Here is a 19,091-nt window from a genome sequence, read left to right on the forward strand (position 1 = left end):
TGGTTTTATTTTTATAAGCCGTGCGGTGGTACGTGAAACGAATTTCTGGCGGCAGGACGCAACAGCCGGGTCATTGACCCGACTGTGTTAGTACCGAAAGAAGGTGTTGCTGATCAGCTATCGGTGTTGATGCGCCCGATCTGGAACTTTGCGTTCAGATAACTTCCGGGCTGTTCGGTAATCTGCAGTTGACCGGCACAGGGCGCCAGAACCGATGTTTCCATTTTCATCGCTTCTACCACTGCGATGACCTGACCGGCCTCCACCGACTCACCGTCCTTGGCCACCCAACTGTGCAGATTGCCTGCGACCGGCGTCAGGACAGCCTGCGGATCTACCGCTTCGGCCGATGCAGGTGCTACCACAGCCTCATTTGCCCCCACGCTGACGCCACGCAGCAGCGCTGCCGGCAGACCCAGTTCATGGCGCTTGCCGTCGATCTCGACGAAGGTACGCAACACGCCTGGATCAGCCGACTCGACGCTGCGCGGGGCCAGGGTGATCTGCTCGGCAAAGTCTGTCTCGATCCAGCGGGTGTGCACGTCGAATGTGTCGGCGGCAGTGAAGTCGTCATGGTCCATGACCGCGCGGTGGAACGGCAACACGGTTGCCACGCCCTCGACACGAAACTCGGCCAGCGCACGGCGGGCACGACGAATCGCCTGCTCGCGGGTGGTACCTGTGACGATCAGTTTGGCGATCATCGAATCGAAGTTCGGCGATACGCGAGAGCCCTGCTCGACGCCGGTTTCCAGACGAACGCCCGGACCGGACGGCGGTTGAAATACGTCGATGGAGCCAGGCGTCGGCAGAAAGCCGTTACCCGCATCCTCGGCGTTGATACGAAATTCAAAGCTGTGGCCACGCGGAACCGGTGTGCCCTCAAACGACAACGGCAGACCGTCAGCCACACGCAATTGCTCGATCACCAGGTCAATGCCGCTGGTTTCTTCGGTAACCGGGTGCTCGACCTGCAAGCGGGTGTTGACCTCAAGGAAGGACAGCGTGCCGTCGGCGCTGAGCAGAAACTCCACCGTGCCCGCACCGACATAGCCCGCCTCGGCGCAGATGTCGCGGGCCGAGTCATGAATGCGCTGACGCAGCGCGTCATCCAGATAAGGCGCAGGCGCTTCTTCAATCAGCTTCTGGTTACGGCGCTGCAACGAGCAGTCGCGGGTGCCGGCCACCACAACACGACCGTGGCGGTCTGCGATGATCTGCGCTTCGATATGGCGGGGTTTGTCCAGAAAGCGCTCGACAAAGCATTCACCGCGCCCGAACGCCACCACCGCTTCGCGCACGGCCGATTCATACAGCTCGCTGACTTCATCCAGTTTCCACGCCACTTTCAGACCGCGACCGCCGCCGCCGAACGCAGCCTTGATCGCAATCGGCAGGCCGAACTGTTCGGCAAAGGCGACTACTTCGCGGGCATCGTTGACCGGGCCTTCAGTACCGGCCACCAAAGGCGCACCGACTTTCTGGGCGATGCGTCTGGCCTGGACCTTGTCGCCCAGCGCATCGATGGTGCTCGGGTCCGGGCCGATCCAGGTCAGGCCTGCATCGATCACGGCGCGGGCGAAATCGGCGCGTTCGGACAGAAAACCATAGCCTGGATGAACAGCGTCGGCACCGGCACGAGCCGCTACCGCAAGCAGCTTTTCAATGTTCAGGTAAGTGTCGGCAGGCCGCTCGCCATTCAGCCCATAAGCCTCGTCGGCCTGGCGTACGTGCAGCGCATCGATGTCGGCGTCGGCATACACCGCCACCGAAGCCACGCCATAGTCGCGGCAGGCGCGGGCGATACGGATGGCAATTTCGCCACGGTTGGCAATCAGAACCTTTTTCATTGGTTATTGGTCTCGTCTGAAAGAGCTGGGCACACGGGCTCGAACGCGCCCAGCGGATTGAAGCGAATGCGGGAGTTGATCGGAATCTGACCGGCCAGATCCAAGTGATGCGGCGCAACCACGGCAATCACCGGATAGCCACCGGTCAACGGGTGGTCCGCCAGAAACAGCACCGGCTGGCCACTGGGCGGCACCTGAATAGCGCCAACGGCAGTACCCTCGCTGGGCAGTTCGCCATGAACCGAACGCTCCAGTGCCTGATCACCCGCCAACCGCACGCCGATGCGGTTCGATTGCGGCGTGACTTGCCAGGTCTGCCCGGCCAAAACAGCCTGAGCGTCTGCGGTGAACCAGTCACTGCGCGGCCCCATGACCACATCCAGCACAATCACCTGATCGGAACGGGGCATGTCGAACGGTTGTTCTTCGCTGAGCGACACCGACGCGCCGCCCGGCTTGTGATGAAAGCCCAGACGATCGCCCGATGTCAGTGGCGCAGGTCCGACCTGAGCCAATGTGTCGGTGGACAGGCTGCCCAGCACCAGTTCCTGCGTGAAGCCGCCGCGAATCGCCACATAGTTGCGCAGACCGGCAGAGGGCGAGTCGATACTCACCTGATCGCCTTCCTGCAGGGCGAACGGCGTGTAAAGCGCCGGGCGCAGCCGCTGGCCTTCGGCAGTGAGGACTTCCACAGCAGCCGTTGCACCAGTGACGGCCGCTACCGTCTGGCCGTGACAGGTGAACGTCAGGCCGCCCATCAGCACTTCAAGGCAGGCGCTCGCCGGGTCGTTGCCCACTGCGCGGTTGGCGGCGCGCAACGCACCCCGGTCCATGGCACCGGAAGCCGAAACCCCCTGCCCTGCGCGACCGGGACGTCCGAGGTCCTGAAACAGGGTCTGCAAACCCGGCGACAGCACTTCCAGATAGTTTTCAGTGGCGTGAGACGCCTGACGATGTACCGGTGTGGCTACAGAAACGGTTTCGGTGACAGGACCAACGTCTACAAAGCGCACCCGATAGCCCGGTTGCAGTAATGCAGGTTCGTCGCGCTCCAGATCCCACATCCGGGCGTTGGTGATGCCAATGATCTGCCAGCCGCCGGGACTGGCCTGCGGATAGACGCCGCTGAAACCGCCCGCCAGCGCCACGGCACCGGCAGGAATACGGGTGCGCGGCGTACTGCGGCGCGGTACCACAAATTCCGGGCCGCCACTCAGGTACGCAAAGCCCGGCGCAAAGCCACAAAACGCCACGTTGTAATCGCTGCCGGTATGGCGCCGGATCACTTCTTCAGGACTGATGCCCAGTTCGCGGGCGACGTCATCCAGGTCCTCGCCGTTGTAATGCACGGGGATTTCGATCAGCTTGCCCGCTGCGCGAGCCTTGCCATGCACGTCACGCGTGGCGATCTGCGCAGCAAGCGCTTCGCGGCTGACCGCGCCGGGACGAAAATGCACCAGCACCGTCCGGGCGGCGGGAACGAGTTCCTCCACGCCATGGATGGGCTGTTGCTGCAAAGAGTCGAACAGGGCAAGGGTCTCGTCCAGGTTCGCCAATTCAACCAGGAGCGCGTCCTGGCTGACCGGGTAGAAACGCATGATCCTCTCCTATACGTGGTAGTGGCTGTCGGGCACATCGGTGATGAACATGTAACCCGGTGCATGGGAAATCGCAAAAGGTACTCCGGACGCCATGACCACAGCCTGCGGTGTCACACCGCAGGCCCAGAACACCGGGACTTCGCCGGGTTTTACAGTGACGGCATCGCCGAAGTCCGGTCGGGAAATGTCCGCGATACCCAGCAAACCAGGCTCGCCTACATGGACCGGAGCGCCATGCACGTTGGGATAGCGTGCGGTGATCTTGACGGCATCGGCCACCCGGTCGGCGGGGATGGGCCGCATCGACACCACCGTCTCACCTTTCAGACGCCCGGCCGGACGGCAGAGGCGGTTGCTGCGATACATCGGCACGTTGCAGCCCTCACTGATGTGACGCACATCGATGCCGGCTTCCAGCAAAGGGGTCTCGAAGGTGAAGCTGCAACCAATCAGAAAAGTGACCAGATCCGTATGCTCGGTCCAGAGATCCCGCACATCGGTCACTTCATCGGCCAGCTTGCCGTCGCGCCAGACGCGATACAGCGGAATGTCAGTACGCAGGTCAGCGCCCTCGGCCAGAACGGTGCTGTAACTGCCGGCCTCAGTGACGTCCAGAATCGGACAGGCTTGAGGATTGCGCTGAGCGAACAGCAGAAAATCGTAGGCCCATTCGCGCGGCAGGCAAATCATGTTGGCCTGGGTCAGACCCGGTGCATGGCCCGCAGTGGGAGACACCATGCCTTCGCGATACTGGGCACGGGCGGCAATGGCTGCCTGACGGGCGTCGTTGAAGGAATTCATGGCTGACCTCGGGTAAATGCACGAATGTTGACCCCTGCCTCAAGCAGACGTCGTTTGAGGGCGTGGGCGATATTCACCGCGCCCGGGCTGTCGCCATGCACGCAGATCGAATCGGCTTCCAGTTCGATCAGGCTGCCGTCCTCGGCCTCGATGACGCCATCACGCACCAGACGCAGCATGCGCGTGGTGATCAACTCGACATCGTGCAACACGGCACCGGGACGCGAGCGGGACACCAGCGTGCCTTGAGCGGTATACGCCCGGTCCGCAAAGGCTTCGGACACACAGGTCAGACCCGCATCACGCGCCCAGCCGAGCAACTTCGAATTGGCGAGGCAGACCAGCTTGAGCTGCGGGTCGATGCGCAGGATCGCCTGAATCACCGCCGCGGCCTGAACCGGGTCGCCTGCGATGGTGTTGTACAGCGCGCCGTGAGGCTTGACATAGGTCACTGTCGTCCCCGCGCTGCGGGCCAGGCCTTGAAGCGCGCCGATCTGATAGATGACATCGGCAGTGAGTTGCCCGGTCGGCACGTCCATGTTGCGCCGACCGAAGCCGACGAGGTCCGGGTAGGCCACATGGGCACCGACGGCCACATCACGCGCCGCAGCGGCTTCAAGCGTGCGCAGTATTCCGGCCGGATCACCGGCATGAAAGCCGCACGCCACGTTGGCGCTGCTGACCACTTCAAGAATCGCCGCATCGTCACCCATGCTCCAGGCGCCGAAGCTTTCTCCCAGGTCGCTGTTAAGGTCAATTGCACGCATCAGAAAATCTCCTTTGGATCAGGCCGCGCCGATGAAGGCAAAAATGGCGCCTGCCGATTTGTAAGCCATGAACCACGACAGCAGACAGGTCAGCACGCCCAGCACCAGCAGCCAGCGAGGATAGTGGTAGCCGTCCATGAGGTCCGAACGGCGCCAGCCCACGTACATGAAAATACTCAGGCCCAGCGGCAGGATAAGGCCGTTGAAACCACCTGCGAACACCAGCAGTGCCGCTGGCGGCTTGCCGATCATCAGATACACCGCCATGCAGATGACGATGAAAACCACGGTGGCGAGGTGACGAGCGCGCTCGGTAATCTTCCTGGAGAACACCGTTATGAAGGACATCGATGTATAAGACGCGCCGATCACACTGCTGATACCCGCTGCCCATAGCACCAGACCGAACATCATCATGCCGATATCGCCTGCTGCCGCCTGGAAAGCTTGACCGGCAGGGTTTGCGCCCTTGCCAGACACGTCGATGACCACGCCGCTCGCCACCACACCCAGAATAGCGAGAAACAATATGTAGCGAGCGATGCCAGTGACCAGGATACCGGTCAGTGCAGCGCGGGATACGGCCTGAATGTTTTCTACGCCAACGGTGCCACGATCAAGCAGACGGTGAGCGCCTGCATAGGTGATGTAACCGCCTACCGTGCCGCCCACAATAGTCGTAATCGAGGCAAAGTCGATGAAGTCAGGCCACACCGACTGACGCAGGGCCTCGCCCAGCGGAGGATGGGTCGCGAAGCAAGCGAACACGATCAGGCATATTTTCAGAATGCCCAGCCCCATCATGATCCGGTCCATCGCCATCCCTGCGCGATGAGACGAGAAGATCGCAATGGCGAGCAGCGCACTCAAGGCGCCCCCCCATTTGGGATCGAGGCCGGTCAGCGCATTCAAACCCAGACCTGCACCGGCAATGTTACCCAGCATGAACACCAGACCACCGCACAGCACTAACACCGTCAGCAAGTAGCCACTGCCCGGAATAGCAGCATTGGCCAGATCGGCCGCGCGCATTTTGGTCAGCGACACGATACGCCAGACGTTCAGCTGGACCACGAAGTCGATCAGGATCGACGCCAGAATACCAAACGCAAACGCTGCACCCAGCGTGGCGGTAAAGGTCGCCGTCTGAGTGAGGAAGCCTGGACCGATGGCGGACGTTGCCATCATGAATATCGCGGCGATCAACGAAGCGCGCCGGGCTTTTGTAAACTCTTGAGTGGTCTGTGTCACGGCAACATTCCTACGGTGAGTGATACCTGAGCAGAGCAATGTGCATGCCAAGACTCAACCAGCCAGCCCAAGATGTAGGTGCCAAGCGGATTTATTGTTGAACAATCCTATTACTATTGATCACTCAATTGCACCAACTTGTTACTCCAACACCCAGCGGCGCTACTTAATGAAGCACGCAACGCGCTTCTTTCTTGCCACGCACTAAGCTCTCAGGGAATATCGTCGCGGCTTTTCCCACCCTGGACCCCTTATGAACGACGCAGTACCCCCTTCTCCCGCCCGCACGCTGGGAGAATCCATCACTCAAGAAATTCGCAGGATGCTGGTCGAAGGCGAACTGGTGCCAGGTCAGCGCCTGTCCGAAGCAGCGCTGGCCGAGAATCTGGACATCTCGCGCAATACGCTGAGAGAAGCGTTCAGGGTGCTGACGCGCGAAGGCCTGCTCAAGCACGAACCCAATCGCGGCGTGACGGTGGCCGAGCCGGACATGGCCTCGATCATCGACATCTACCGCGTGCGCCGCTTCATCGAATGCAATGCCATCGCCCAGGGCTATCCACAGCACCCCGGAGCGCTGCGCATGCGTGAAGCGGTCGACGCCAGTGTGCGTGCGCGTGAAGCCAAGGACTGGGTGGCCGTGGGTACCGCCAACATGATGTTCCACCAGGGCATTGTCGAACTGGCCGACAGCCCGCGTCTGGTGGTGTTCTACGGACAAATCTCGGCAGAGCTGCGGCTGGCCTTCGGGTTGCTCAACGCGCCGGAGTTCCTGCACGTTCCGTACATCGACATGAACGCCGGGATTCTTGAATGCGTTGAAGCGGGCCAGTCTGAAAAGGCTACTGCGATGCTTGAGTCGTATCTGGTGCAATCGGAGCGGACGGTACTGGCTGCTTACGAGCGCAGCCTGAAACGGTAACCCGTAAGCATTGGCGCGCCCTGGAACGTTCTGAGGAATCTGCCGGTGAACACAGTTGGCCCGTCACTTGTTGAACAAGACCTTTCCAGGCCGGAACCCGTCAGCCTTCGCGAAGCCTTCCGGTTCTGGCTCAAACTGGGTTTCATCAGCTTTGGCGGTCCGGCCGGACAGATTTCAATCATGCATCAGGAACTGGTGGAGCGCAGACGCTGGATCTCGGAGCGCCGGTTCCTGCATGCCCTCAACTACTGCATGTTGCTCCCCGGCCCGGAGGCGCAGCAGCTGGCGACCTACATTGGCTGGCTGATGCACCGGACATGGGGCGGTGTCATCGCCGGTGCCCTGTTTGTGCTGCCCTCACTGTTCATCCTGATTGCGTTGTCGTGGATGTATATCGAGCTGGGTGATGTGCCTGTCGTGGCCGGACTTTTTTACGGCATCAAACCCGCCGTGACTGCCATCGTGGTGCAGGCGGCTCACCGGATCGGCTCAAGGGCTTTGAAGAACAACGCGCTGTGGGCAATTGCAGCCGCGTCGTTCACCGCCATCTTCGCCTTCAATGTGCCGTTCCCCTTGATCGTGTTCGCCGCTGCCATCATCGGCTACGCCGGAGGTCGCCTCGCCCCGGAGTACTTCCGCGTTGGCGGGCACACGACAGCGGACAAGACCTTTGGCGCGGCATTGATCGACGACGACACACCGACGCCCGAACACGCCCGATTCAGCGCCTCGACGCTGATGAAACTGATCGTGATCGGTCTGGTGCTGTGGACGCTGCCCATGACGATACTGACCGCCCTTTTCGGCTGGACCGGCACCCTGACGCAAATGAGCTGGTTCTTCACCAAGGCGGCGTTGCTGACCTTCGGCGGTGCCTACGCGGTGCTTCCCTACGTGTATCAGGGCGCAGTCGGACATTACGGATGGCTGACTCCGACCCAGATGATCGACGGTCTGGCACTGGGTGAAACCACGCCAGGACCGTTGATCATGGTGGTGGCCTTCGTCGGATTTGTCGGTGCCTACGTGATGCAGGTCTTCGGGCCGGATCAAGTGTTTCTGGCAGGTGCGGTCGCCGCCGCGCTGGTGACCTGGTTCACCTTCCTGCCGTCGTTCCTGTTTATTCTGGCGGGCGGTCCGCTGGTGGAATCGACCCACAATGAGCTCAGACTGACCGCCCCGCTCACCGCCATCACCGCCGCAGTGGTCGGGGTCATCCTCAACCTTGCCTGTTTCTTCGGCTACCACGTGTTGTGGCCCCAAAGCTTCGGAGACAGGATCGACTGGCCCTCAGCGCTGATCGCCATTGCCGCCGCCATCGCCCTGTTTCGCTTCAAACGAGGCGTCATACATGTGCTGATCGCGTGCGCGCTTGCCGGGTTAGCGGTGCACCTGTTGCGCTAGCTGACGGGGGGTATTGAGATCAGTCCGGCTTCCTGATAATCGAGAATCAGGTCGTCGAACTGGCTGATGTCCAGGCGGGTTCGGGCAATCAACTGCGCCCCGGCCACACGCGGTTTTATATGGATTGAAATCGCCCTTCGACGTAGAACCTAACCTGCCAGATCCGCTCGTTCGAGCAAAGCCCTGACAAATCTTTTTCTGGTCAGGTCAGCACATTTGCCTCGATACCTCTCGCTGATCAATTCCGAGATACCGACAACCATCGTCAATAACATCCCGGTAGTCAAAACCAGCGTGATCGCGACAAGGAAAAGGGTAAGGGAATATTTTGCAGCATTGCCTGCAAGCACTGAGATATCAATATCAGCCGCCGTGAAATGAACGCCTGGAACTCTCAACGCAAAATTCAGCAACGCCAAAATGACTGGAATGGATAGCACGCTTTGAAGCGGCTTGAGGCTGAAGAACCCCATCAGGAATCGATCGCCCAGCTGTCTGTTCTTTCTGGACTCAACCAGCATTCCCTGGACCTCATAGAAGGTTTTCGTTACCTCAAGATACTTCTCAGGCGAGACCGGTAGATTCTGTTTAAGCCAGATACTTTTGACAGTCTCCCTGTCCTGTTTTTGGCAAAGCGAATCGGGGATGCCTGACCTTTTAAGCTTGTCAGATCTGTACACAGGTTCATAAAAAACCATCCAGACGATCAATCCGAGAAGCTCAAACAGAACGGCCACCGCCGCCAGCGCTGTACTCGCCTCACGTCCTGACATCCAGGCGCCTACACTGCTGAACATAAAAAGTAGCGTGAGCATGAAGAACACGTTCGATGTCCAGTAAGCCATATTCTTCGGACCGCCCTTGAGAGAGCGAAAATAGAACAACTCCGAATACTTGACCGCCATTTTTTCGAAATCTGAAATTGTAAGAACCTGCACGACGTCCTCGCTTGACGTATTTATCCTGAGCTCTTTATCGAGCAGCGCGCATTATATATTGGAAACTTCTGAAATCTAATACTCAGGCAAGGAGCTGTACATCCGTTACACAACAGATGCAAGGACGTTGACCCGATTGCCGGCTAGCCAGTGCAATCGAAGGCGTGTAAAGCGAAATGGTATGCAGCGCCAATAATGAGTCGAGCAGCTCCCTCATCCACACGCGATGAAACAGCTTAATATCAGGCGATATGGTTAAACCGAAGGAGACGATTTTCATGGAGATTCCCTACTCCCCAATCAAAGAGCGTTTGAACAATCGCCGATTCACGGTAGCGAGCCACACCCACGGGCTATCCGGCGAAGGTACCATCTTTCATTACCATGTCGAAGGTGATGCCATTTGGGGCACTTACCAAGTGCGGCCGCATCCGCATGGGCAATAAAGTCGGACGGGGGACTGGCACGGGTAAAGCGAGAGCATATTTTTTAAGGTCCCAGACTATGAATAGTCAGTAATGTCCAATGTTGGCCGGTTACTGCCAAGAACTGCCTCAGCCAGCTGGTTATCGAAGTATTCGGTGTCATCGCGGGGCTCTGAATCCAATCGCCGCTTGGCCTCGGCCAACATTTGAGGAAATGCGACTCGCTGGTTCAGAAAAGTAGCGACCATGAGATCTGACAGTTCTTTAAGAGGCGTGTCCCAGGCAGCTCGACAATGCTGTAGTAAAGTTGTCGGAGCCTCTCCTTTCCAAGGGCCAACGATGTTGGCTACTGTCATCGGCTGGACCATTAGCATCCATTCGTACTGGTTGGAAAAAGGGATTCTACCCACAGATCACACGCCGTGCGAAGAGCAGCTGTGGGTCGATTCTGTTGAAAAAGTAGCTCTCCTGTTTGGCCTGGGGCAAAATCACTCCATCGGCCAGCGGGAGAATACGCAGCATGATGGGACAGTTATCGAGTGGGCAGGAGCGGCTGTTTTACTCGTTCAACATTGAAGATCACATCCCAGCCAATCACCTCCTGCGCAGCATTGATCGATGCCTTGATCTCAGCGATCTGCGCCATTATCTCGCCGATTTTTATAGCCCAATCGGGCGCCCATCGATTGATCCCGAACTGATGATTCGCCTGTTGGTGGTGGGCTACTGCTACGGTATTCGCTCCGAACGTCGATTGTGCGAAGAGGCTCATTTGAACCTGGCGTATCGCTGGTTCTGCCGCTTAAGCCTCGAAGACGAAGTCCCCAATCACTCTACGTTCTCCAAGAATCGGCATGGTCGCTTTCGTGACAGCTCGCTGTTTCGCTGGCTGTTCAACGAGGTGCTGCGTCGCTGCATGGACGCAGGTCTGGTCAAGGGCGAAGGATTTGCGGTCGACGCCAGCGTCATCAAGGCAGATGCCAGTCGGCAACGTGGCGTACCTGGCGATGATGAAATCAACTGGCGCGATCCGGCGCTGAGTACTCGCGCCGTGCGTGAGTACCTTGAAGCGCTGGATGAAGAAGCGTTACGCGAAGCACTGCCTAAGCGCCTGTCATTGACTGATCCACTTTCTCGTTGGACCGCAGCGCCAGGAGGCCCGGCGTTTTTCGCCTACTCGACGAACTATCTGATTGATGTCGAGCATGGCGTGATCATGGATGTGGAGCCGACCCCAGCGCATCGAACCGCCGAGGTCGAGAGCACCAAGACCATGATCGAGCGGGTCGAAGAACAGTTCGACATCAAGCCGGATCGGCTCATCGGCGATACCGCTTACGGAACCGCACCGATGCTGGCCTGGATGGTGAACGAAAAAGACATCGAGCCGCATGTGCCGGTTTGGGACAAAACCGAGCGTAAGAACGAGAGTCTCTCGATCAGTGATTTTCAATGGAGTGAAGAAGCGCAGGAATATCGTTGCCCCACGGGGCACGCCCTGCGCAGCGAGTGGCGGGCCTTCAAGAACCAGCGCTCACATGTCACGAAAGCCGACACCATCATCTTTCGATCTCGGCAAGCAGACTGCTCTAGATGCTCAATGAAAGAGCGCTGCTGCCCAAACACCTCGTTCAGAAAAATCGCCCGTAGCGTCCATGAGGCGGCACGCAATGTTGCTCGGCGAATTGCCGCAACACCTCAATACGTGTGCTCTCGCCATGAGCGTAAAAAGGTCGAAATGTTGTTCGCTCATCTCAAACGAATCCTGAAACTGGATCGACTAAGGCTACGAGGAATGACCGGTGCGAACGACGAATTCACCTTGGCGGCTGCGGTACAGAACCTAAGACGACTGGCGAAACTGACCTCTCAAGGGCCACCGACTACGGGATAGGTGCGCCCGGAATCAGCAAAAACCCTCAAATTAACCTATTAACCAAGCCGCGACGGTCAACGCAGAACTGGAAAGCCACGCAACGTGGTGACCAGGTTCTGAAACGAGGGCCAATGTCGCCTTCTTCCAGCCTGAAATTCTGACTTTTTCAACAGAATCGGTCGAAAGCGGCCAATCGCGGAAGGCAGCTATCGACTCAAAGCGATCACTGAGTCTTCATCTTCACGACGCGAGTGCCTCATCAGAGACGCATCCCCATCTCGAATGCTCGGGTCTCGAAACCCAACTCTGTATACAAACGAGCCGCGCGTGCATTGAATGCCCATACCGCCAGCCTTATATCGTTGGCATCATTTTCAAGTGCCCAGTTTTGAACGAGTCGTACAAGGCTTCGTCCAATACCGTTCCCCCAAAACTGCTCGTCTACGCACACAGATCCGATACGAACGAAATCCAGAGGTTGCATCAGGGGCCCGGTGCTTGATGACAGACTGGCAGTAATGAAACCTGCGGCTTGGTGGCCAACATCCGCAATGAAAACAACCTGATCTGGCCTTTCGAAAAAACTCGTCCAGTGTGGGAGGTCACGCGAAAAATCTGGGGTGGCGGCTGTATAGATATCTGGACGGGCAGCGTGGTGAACCGCATTCAGCAGTTGTCCCAGCTCACAAATCGCTAATGCATCCCTTACGGTGGCCCTCCGGTACGTAACTGCTTCATCCATAACGCGCAATCCTCCTTGAATGTAATAGCTCCGCAGCTCGTCATCTTTATCTCACATCAGTGTGATATTCAAACAATCATCTATCGGCTTCATTGAAGCTCTAGGTATGGGGAGCGTTTGCTGGCTGGTAAATTTTATGAATGATCCCAGCTATCGCTGTTCGAAGGACCACGACCGAACGAAGGCTACCGGTCGTAAAAACCCACTATCGACTCATACTGTTTTAAACCCCAGGTCTTGAACTGCTCGGCGGTGTTTTCACACAGCCTGGGCCGAAAGCCCCCTTTCGCACCACGCCACATCCGACCAAAGCCCCAACGCGCTGGAGAAGCTGTAAACCTCTAACCCCCCTTTGAAAACTTCCTTTGCCGCCAAGCATTTCAGTACCAGATATGTACCCTTCCGGCAAAACCCGATGCCATAAGCAGCGAGCCTTCTGTCACTGATTTTCTCTTCCAGTCAGGCGCTTTTCAAAAAGCGTCGTTCACTTTCCGGACTGCTGGTCATCTTCACAGGCCCGTCGTCTGCCAACAGAAGCACGCTTCAACCTCCCCGAGTCACCGACACTCCCCTTCCCCCCACCTGTGTAAATTCACAACATTTCACAGCCCGTGTCACATCCACCTCATGTGCGCTCCCTACCCTCGGGTGTGTTCGAGCCTTACCCCTCTCTACCCTGTCAGTCAGCCGGTCAGCGCTCGACGTCGCTTTTACGCGACGTTGTTCTGGCGGGGTTTATTACCAAGGAGCCTGCACATGTCCGTTTCCGTAGAAAACATATCCAAGAACCGCACGGCGGAGTCGAATTCGCAAAGTCAGTGGAGCCATTCGGTTGACCGCGCCAAGGCCAGGGACGCGGGTATCGAGTGGGAGCTGCCCGGCGATGACAAGCGATCGGCGCAGGAGATCATCGACGCGAGCCCGTTGCTGAAGAATCTGGGCAATCAGAGCGGCGTGAAGGACAAGCTCAAGGAGCGTGTCGGTGACTTCGAGCATGATCGTGACGCTGCGTATCGCGCTGTTCAGGTGCTGGACCATGTGGAGTTGCTGAACGAGGACGGCGTGCGCATTGTGAATGGCAATGACGGCAATGGCCGGGTCGATGGGTTCACCAAGGGAGGTGACGCCAGGCACGGCACCGAAGCCGGTCGTTTGCAGGACTTCGGCAAGTACGGCTGGGAGAATCTCAAGGGCGAGCTCAAGCATGTGGACAGCGCCGGTGACAACAGCGCTGCGCGCGAGCAGGCAGAGGCTGCGGGCATCCAGTGGGTTCGGCCGGAGGGCGATACCCGTTCGGCTCAGGACATCATTGACGATAATCCACTGCTCAAGCATCTGGGCAACCAGAGTGGCGTGAAGGACATGCTCAAGGAGCAAGTGGGTGACTTCGAAAACGATCCCGACGCGGCTTTCCGTGCGGGCCAGGTGATGGACCGTATCGTCGGTTACGACGGAGGTGGCAAACCGCTGACGGGCAAGGACGTGGCTGACACCCGGATCAATGGCTTCACCAAAGGTGGCGAAGCCAAACACGGCACCGAAGCCGGACGTCTGCAGGACTTCGGCAAGTACGGTTTCTCGTCCCTGCCCAAGGCGCAGGCCAGTCATGACATCGCCGGGTATAAAACCTACGTTGAAACCAACAAGAACGCCGACGAGGGTTCCAGGCAGATTGCGCAATACACGGCGATTCTGGAGCAGATGTACGACTCCATTCGTGGCAAGACTGGCGCCGACGGCACCCTGACCGCTCAGAACATCAAGGACTACAAAGACAGCAACCCGCAACTGGGTGGACTTGAGAAAGATGCCTTGAGCTTCTGGTCGCAACCGGGCGCCTTCAAGCTGCTCGACACGGCCAGCGGTAATCTGGCGAAGTCGGCCGACGGCAAGGTCAGCAGCGGCGACCTGCAGGCCTTTCTGAAAAGTGGTGCTCCGGTGGACGCCATGACCCTGAGCAGCCTGTTGTCCAGCGTGGTCTCCGCAAACCTGACCAGCAACGTGGACACCCGCAAACTCGGCAAAGACGTGTTCGAACACCCAGAGCACTACACGGCCGAGGAAAAGGTCGCGGTGCTGCTGGATTTGCAAAAATCCCAGAAGCTGGTGGTAGACGGCGCCAACGCCGGAATGTGGGGCGATGATTACGGCAAGGTCGCCATCGCCAATGGGTCGGGCGCTATCTGGGAACCGGAGAAGCTGCTCAAGGATATCGGCGACCACATGGCCATTCTGCAGAACGACCCCGAGACCGCAGCCTTTCTCAAAGACAGCAGCGCCAAGGGCATGAAGGACCTGTTCGCGGCCAGTCCGGGCCTCAAGGATGCGGTCAGCAAAACCTACGAAGACGAGATCAAGTCCGGCAAGGCGCTGGACAAGGCCTGGGAGGCCAACACCAAGGATGGCAAGACCGATCAGACCGCCGCGCTGACGCAGTTCTACGCCACGGCTCAGAGCGTTCAAGGCATCCTGGGGATCAATAACGCTGCCGAGATCCAGGCTGGCGTAGGCAAGTCTTCCCACAGCGAGGCCCTGAAGACCTATTACAAGGATTCTCTGGCCTCCGGCGAGCGTTTGCGCGAGTTGCTCAAGACCAACGCACCTGAAGCAGCCGCCAGTGCTTTCAGCATGGAAGTCGCGCTCTATAACGCCACGCTGGACCCGACCTTTACCGGAGGCTTCGACAAGCAGCTCAACGACAATTTCTCGACGATATCCCAGGAAAACCTCTTCAAGGACGCCACCTTCGAAGACATGCAAAAAGCCTTCGGCAAGGACGGCGGCAAGGACCTTGACGAGGACAAAGTGCGCAAGCTGATCGATCAGATGCGCCAGGAATCCCCGGAATTGCTGCTGAACAAGGATGGCACTGTCGCCACTACCGATCAGGTGCTTTCGGGCTTCAGAGGTAACTGGGACATGTTCCGCCAGGGCACCAAAGCGTTGGACAAGATGGACATGCTAAGCAAGTTCGACACGGGTGGCGATGCCAAAGGGGCCTATGGCAGCGGTGTGCTTCACGGGGTCAGCGGTCTTTTCATGGCGGGCATGACCATCGCTCGGGGCGCGCAGGGTTCGGGCAAGCTGACCGACCGCAACATCGTCGACATCACCACCGGCTCGGTGCAGGCCGCCACGCTGTTCACCGAAGGCGGCACCAAGGCTTATCAGGTCTCGATGAACGAGTCGCTCGCCAAACGGGAAAAGACCCTGACCGACAACCCTGACAACCTGTCCCGCGAGCAGCTCGATAAACTCAAGGACAACATCAAAGACGGCAAGAACGCGATCGCTGTCGCCAAGCAGTATGAGGAAGCGGCCAAGGGCCTGGGCGGTCTGGCTAATATCGCGGCAGGTGCCTACGGGATTTTCGATGGCGTGAACGCGATCCGTCGAGGCGACAACCTCACTGGCGGCTTCGGCGTGACTGCCGGGTCTCTGGGCGTTCTTTCCGGTTCGGCCTCGGCCCTTGAGGGCACACTGGGCCTGCTGAGCGCCAACCTGCCGCGCTTCATCCCGGCGCTGGCTGCAGCCGCCGGTACGCTGGGCTTCCTGGCTGGCGGCGTGGCGGTTCTGGGGGCGATCATTCCCGGTCTGGTCAGGGAAGGCCAGCAACAGGCCAAAGCCGATGACTTCGCACAGGTGCTGGGGGACAGCATCAGACGCTACGCCATCGACGGTGTGAAGGATGGCACCATCGACGACATTCCAATCAAGGACTGGCCGGGCGGTGAAGACTCCACCGTCGCGTCCTGACGCAACGCGGGGCGCAAGCCCCGTGACGTGCGCTGACCCTCACACCCGGTCTCGCCGGATGTGAGGATCAGTCCTCAGCCTTGATCATCCCGCTCAGCCACTCCCGGCTGCGTGCCAGCACCCTCCCCGACATCGCCGTAGGGAAGTGAACGAACCCGTGCGGCAAGTCCGGCAGCCGGTGCATTTCCACCTCCGCCACGGTTTTCCAGCGTTCGGCCATTTGCAGCGTGTCGTCCAGCAACGGATCGATGTCGCCGACGAACATCAGCGCAGGCGGCATGCCGGAAAGATCGCCGTACAAGGGCGACAGCGTGGGTTGCTGGCGCTGCTCGTCGGTCAGACCAGGCGTGAGCAGACGCAAGGCCTCGACCATGCCGGGGCCGTCGAGAACGAGCGTTTCGGGGCCGGCGGCGCGCACGCTGGGGGTTCCGGTGAGGTCGTAGACGCCGTAGTAAAGCAGCGCGCCTTTGATGCGTTGCAGCAGCTCGGGCTTTTCTTTCAGTTTCAGCAGCGTCGTGGCCGCCAGGTGGCCACCGGCGGATTCACCGACGACGATGACAGGCAGGCCCGCGAACTCAGGGCAATTGTCTCCCAGCAGCCAGCACGCGGCCGAGAAACAGTCGTCCATCACCCCTTCAACGGGCGTGGACACGGCGAGCCGGTAATCCACCGACACCACGGCCACGTCGCATTCGTTGACCATCGCGACGTTGAGGTCATCGTTCATCTGCGCATTGCCGATCACCCAGCCGCCACCGTGGAAGTCGAGCACAACGCCTTTTGGCTGGCCCTTGGGCCTGATGATGCGCACACGTACAGGTACACCATTGGTACTGACGATTTTCTTTTCGGCTTGAAGTCCGTGTCGAGTGAGCTTGCCCCCGCCGCCGATCTGGCTGACGCGCAACAGTGACTGAATCAGCACGGGCATGACGCGGTTGCGTATTTTGAAACGCGGAAAGCGGGCAAGCTTCCTGTTTAACTGGCGGGCCTCGGCCCGCTCCTGCTCGCTGAAAGACAAGAATTGTCTGTTATCCAAATGCTTGCGCTCCTGTCAGGCCGATGGTCGTCGTGATGATTGATGGGGTGCCGTCATGAATAGAGTCGCGCCTTGCGGCAGCGTTCATTGCATGAAATGACGATGCGATGTTGCCCCGGGTAGTGTTAAAGGCTGATGTACGTATTCATTGATTGCTCAATGCGGCAGCGCCGGGTAAAAAACCTTGTGCCTTTCTGAACGTGCAAGGAGCACCGGATGCTGGAGTTGAACACTGAACGGCTGTACCTGAGGACCATGGTCGAGGCGGACTGGCCGCTGTTTCTCAGGCTGCACCGTGAACCGCAGACCATGCAGTATGTGTTCGGAGACATCGGCGAAGAGATGATTCGCAGAGGCTTCGATCATCGGCTGCCTGCATGGACCCCGCAGTCGGATCACTGGCTGTGTCTGGTGGTGATCGACAGGCAGAGCCGTCAGGAGCTGGGCGTGAGCGGCTTTCGTATCCTGTCGCCGGGGCATGCCGAGATCGGTGGTCTGTTATTGCCGGAGCATCAGGGCCAGGGTTACGGCACCGAGTCCTGGCACGCCGTCATCGACTACGCCGCCGCCATCGGGCTGGAGTCGCTGGAGGCGACCGTGACCGATGGCAACATCGCATCCTGCAGGCTGCAGGAGAAATGCGGCTTCACCTTTGAGCGTCGTGTACCGCAGGCGTATCAGATCGGTGATCAGTGGTTTGATGACCTGATTTACGGGTTACAGCTGGGGCCGCTGCGCAGCCCGTCGCTGCCGTCGTAACCTGCGAGAGCTCCCACGCCCTCCGGACAGACGCCGGGTTGGCCAACGGCTCACGCCCTCGGCCGTGTCCCCAGAATCGTGACGCGCTCGCCATAGCGTGAATGGGGAAAGTAGTCCCAGACCGCGTGGTGCTGCGTGGAGCGGTTGTCCCAGAACACAAGGGTGTTGGGTGCCCAGCGGACTCGGCAACTGAGGATCGGCTCGCGGGCCACCAGGTCGAAGAGCATGTTCAGCAAGGCCTGACTTTCACTGCCTGACAGTTGAACGATGTGCGAGGTGAAACCCGAGTTGACGAACAGCGTCGGCCTGCCGGTTTCCGGGTGGCGGACCACAACCGGGTGTTCGCTTTTGGGCAGGCCTTCGGGCGGCGTGAAGCCTTTCCAGGGGATTTCGCCGTCATGGATGGCGGTCAGTCCGGACAGGAACTGCTGCATGGCCGGGGACAGCATCTCGATCGCCAGGTGCATGTTGGCAAACAGCGTATCGCCGCCAGTGCCGATGGCCGGGGTTTCCTTGACGTAGAGCATCGAGCCCATAGAGGGCTCGAGGTCGGCGGTGCCGTCTGTGTGCCAGGTTTCACCCGCGACGAAACGTGACCGGGCGTTGGCGCGAACCACCACCAGTTCCGGGTCATCGCCATCAATGCTGTCCACCGGCAGCGCACGCAGCTCGCCGAACAGTCGGCCGAAGGCTTTGTGCTGTTCCACGCTCAGGTGCTGATCACGAAACACCAGCACATGATTCTCCAGAAGCGCACGGCGGATTTCGTTGAGTTGTTCGTCATTCAGCGGCTGCGACAGGTCCACGCCGCTGATCTCGGCACCGATGACAGGCGTCAGCCTGTCGATACCGATGCTGTGATACGGCGCACGCGACGCGCCCGCAATACGCTCGATGGCTTTGAGTGCCAATTGATCCATGTTCCTTCATCCTCTTGTTGTCATATCCGATTGCCAGGCT

The 19,091-nt window shown here is 59.1% G+C and carries 16 protein-coding genes and 1 pseudogene; 7 read left to right on the forward strand and 10 right to left on the reverse strand.

What is annotated here, in order from left to right; genetic code table 11:
- Positions 1-113: 113 nt before the first annotated feature.
- Genes KDX39_RS03750 through KDX39_RS03770 form a run of 5 tightly spaced genes read right to left on the reverse strand, consistent with a single transcriptional unit; the run spans position 114 to position 6,270 of the window.
- Positions 114-1,850, reverse strand: a complete 1,737-nt coding sequence (locus tag KDX39_RS03750; RefSeq protein ID WP_184319526.1) for an ATP-binding protein — start codon at positions 1,848-1,850, stop codon at positions 114-116.
- Entirely contained in the window at positions 1,847-3,448 is a 1,602-nt protein-coding gene (locus tag KDX39_RS03755; protein ID WP_231659439.1) for an urea amidolyase family protein, read from the reverse strand. Before KDX39_RS03755 ends, KDX39_RS03750 begins: the two co-directional genes overlap by 4 nt.
- Positions 3,449-3,457: 9 nt before the next feature.
- Entirely contained in the window at positions 3,458-4,252 is a 795-nt protein-coding gene (locus KDX39_RS03760) for a putative hydro-lyase (protein ID WP_099228234.1), read from the reverse strand.
- A complete protein-coding gene (locus KDX39_RS03765; protein WP_231659440.1) occupies positions 4,249-5,019 on the reverse strand; it encodes a LamB/YcsF family protein in 771 nt (256 codons plus the stop codon). Before KDX39_RS03765 ends, KDX39_RS03760 begins: the two co-directional genes overlap by 4 nt.
- An 18-nt stretch (positions 5,020-5,037) precedes the next feature.
- On the reverse strand, positions 5,038-6,270 hold the full coding sequence (locus KDX39_RS03770; protein WP_231659441.1) for an NRAMP family divalent metal transporter: 1,233 nt from the start codon (positions 6,268-6,270) through the stop codon (positions 5,038-5,040).
- A gap of 253 nt (positions 6,271-6,523) precedes the next feature.
- Here KDX39_RS03770 and KDX39_RS03775 point away from each other — a divergent pair, with 253 nt between their 5' ends.
- Together KDX39_RS03775 and chrA are read left to right on the forward strand one after the other, a co-directional pair.
- Positions 6,524-7,192: a GntR family transcriptional regulator gene (locus tag KDX39_RS03775; RefSeq protein ID WP_099228231.1), complete on the forward strand. Its 669-nt coding sequence runs from the start codon at positions 6,524-6,526 to the stop codon at positions 7,190-7,192.
- 45 nt (positions 7,193-7,237) lie between these two features.
- Positions 7,238-8,596 (forward strand): chromate efflux transporter, encoded by a 1,359-nt coding sequence (chrA, locus tag KDX39_RS03780; RefSeq protein ID WP_231659442.1) that lies wholly within the window; start codon positions 7,238-7,240, stop codon positions 8,594-8,596.
- 149 nt (positions 8,597-8,745) lie between these two features.
- Here chrA and KDX39_RS03785 read toward each other — a convergent pair whose 3' ends face one another.
- Both KDX39_RS03785 and KDX39_RS03790 read right to left on the reverse strand, forming a co-directional pair.
- Positions 8,746-9,534, reverse strand: a complete 789-nt coding sequence (locus tag KDX39_RS03785; protein WP_231659443.1) for a hypothetical protein — start codon at positions 9,532-9,534, stop codon at positions 8,746-8,748.
- An 82-nt stretch (positions 9,535-9,616) separates the two neighbouring features.
- Entirely contained in the window at positions 9,617-9,814 is a 198-nt protein-coding gene (locus KDX39_RS03790; RefSeq protein ID WP_231659444.1) for a hypothetical protein, read from the reverse strand.
- On the opposite strand from KDX39_RS03790, the pseudogene KDX39_RS03795 reads away from it, so the two are divergent.
- The 3 genes and pseudogenes from KDX39_RS03795 to KDX39_RS03805 form a co-directional block, all read left to right on the forward strand.
- Positions 9,813-9,999: pseudogene (locus KDX39_RS03795) on the forward strand (hypothetical protein); the annotation flags it as partial. The gene KDX39_RS03790 and the pseudogene KDX39_RS03795 sit on opposite strands and share 2 nt — an antisense overlap.
- A gap of 299 nt (positions 10,000-10,298) precedes the next feature.
- The gene (locus tag KDX39_RS03800) at positions 10,299-10,535 is read left to right on the forward strand and encodes a hypothetical protein (protein ID WP_231659445.1); all 237 of its coding nucleotides are present in this window, start codon (positions 10,299-10,301) and stop codon (positions 10,533-10,535) included.
- The gene (locus KDX39_RS03805; protein WP_231659446.1) at positions 10,480-11,853 is read left to right on the forward strand and encodes an IS1182 family transposase; all 1,374 of its coding nucleotides are present in this window, start codon (positions 10,480-10,482) and stop codon (positions 11,851-11,853) included. Before KDX39_RS03800 ends, KDX39_RS03805 begins: the two co-directional genes overlap by 56 nt.
- A gap of 241 nt (positions 11,854-12,094) precedes the next feature.
- Here the strand turns inward: KDX39_RS03805 and KDX39_RS03810 are convergent, their stop codons facing one another.
- Entirely contained in the window at positions 12,095-12,577 is a 483-nt protein-coding gene (locus tag KDX39_RS03810; protein ID WP_231659447.1) for a GNAT family N-acetyltransferase, read from the reverse strand.
- A gap of 756 nt (positions 12,578-13,333) precedes the next feature.
- Here KDX39_RS03810 and KDX39_RS03815 point away from each other — a divergent pair.
- Positions 13,334-16,333: a type III effector HrpK domain-containing protein gene (locus tag KDX39_RS03815; RefSeq protein WP_231659448.1), complete on the forward strand. Its 3,000-nt coding sequence runs from the start codon at positions 13,334-13,336 to the stop codon at positions 16,331-16,333.
- 67 nt (positions 16,334-16,400) lie between these two features.
- Here KDX39_RS03815 and KDX39_RS03820 read toward each other — a convergent pair whose 3' ends face one another.
- Entirely contained in the window at positions 16,401-17,372 is a 972-nt protein-coding gene (locus KDX39_RS03820) for an alpha/beta hydrolase (protein WP_231659449.1), read from the reverse strand.
- A gap of 216 nt (positions 17,373-17,588) precedes the next feature.
- Here KDX39_RS03820 and KDX39_RS03825 point away from each other — a divergent pair, with 216 nt between their 5' ends.
- On the forward strand, positions 17,589-18,131 hold the full coding sequence (locus KDX39_RS03825; protein ID WP_231659450.1) for a GNAT family N-acetyltransferase: 543 nt from the start codon (positions 17,589-17,591) through the stop codon (positions 18,129-18,131).
- 50 nt (positions 18,132-18,181) lie between these two features.
- On the opposite strand, the gene KDX39_RS03830 is transcribed toward KDX39_RS03825, so the two are convergent.
- Positions 18,182-19,051 carry a TauD/TfdA dioxygenase family protein gene (locus KDX39_RS03830; protein WP_231659451.1) on the reverse strand — a complete coding sequence of 290 codons (870 nt, stop codon included), beginning with the start codon at positions 19,049-19,051 and terminating at the stop codon, positions 18,182-18,184.
- Positions 19,052-19,091 lie beyond the last annotated feature (40 nt).

Origin of the sequence: Pseudomonas sp. CDFA 610, assembly GCF_021147865.1 — a bacterium.
GTDB classification, from domain to species: Bacteria; Pseudomonadota; Gammaproteobacteria; order Pseudomonadales; family Pseudomonadaceae; genus Aquipseudomonas; species Aquipseudomonas alliivorans.

Coding starts and splice junctions, on each gene's coding strand:
- KDX39_RS03750 (WP_184319526.1), bottom strand. CDS start 1,850: ATGAAAAAGGTTCTGATTGCCAACCGTGGCGAAATTGCCATCCGTATC.
- KDX39_RS03755 (WP_231659439.1), bottom strand. CDS start 3,448: ATGCGTTTCTACCCGGTCAGCCAGGACGCGCTCCTGGTTGAATTGGCG.
- KDX39_RS03760 (WP_099228234.1), bottom strand. CDS start 4,252: ATGAATTCCTTCAACGACGCCCGTCAGGCAGCCATTGCCGCCCGTGCC.
- KDX39_RS03765 (WP_231659440.1), bottom strand. CDS start 5,019: ATGCGTGCAATTGACCTTAACAGCGACCTGGGAGAAAGCTTCGGCGCC.
- KDX39_RS03775 (WP_099228231.1), top strand. CDS start 6,524: ATGAACGACGCAGTACCCCCTTCTCCCGCCCGCACGCTGGGAGAATCC.
- KDX39_RS03790 (WP_231659444.1), bottom strand. CDS start 9,814: ATGAAAATCGTCTCCTTCGGTTTAACCATATCGCCTGATATTAAGCTG.
- KDX39_RS03800 (WP_231659445.1), top strand. CDS start 10,299: ATGTTGGCTACTGTCATCGGCTGGACCATTAGCATCCATTCGTACTGG.
- KDX39_RS03805 (WP_231659446.1), top strand. CDS start 10,480: ATGATGGGACAGTTATCGAGTGGGCAGGAGCGGCTGTTTTACTCGTTC.
- KDX39_RS03810 (WP_231659447.1), bottom strand. CDS start 12,577: ATGGATGAAGCAGTTACGTACCGGAGGGCCACCGTAAGGGATGCATTA.
- KDX39_RS03815 (WP_231659448.1), top strand. CDS start 13,334: ATGTCCGTTTCCGTAGAAAACATATCCAAGAACCGCACGGCGGAGTCG.
- KDX39_RS03825 (WP_231659450.1), top strand. CDS start 17,589: ATGCTGGAGTTGAACACTGAACGGCTGTACCTGAGGACCATGGTCGAG.
- KDX39_RS03830 (WP_231659451.1), bottom strand. CDS start 19,051: ATGGATCAATTGGCACTCAAAGCCATCGAGCGTATTGCGGGCGCGTCG.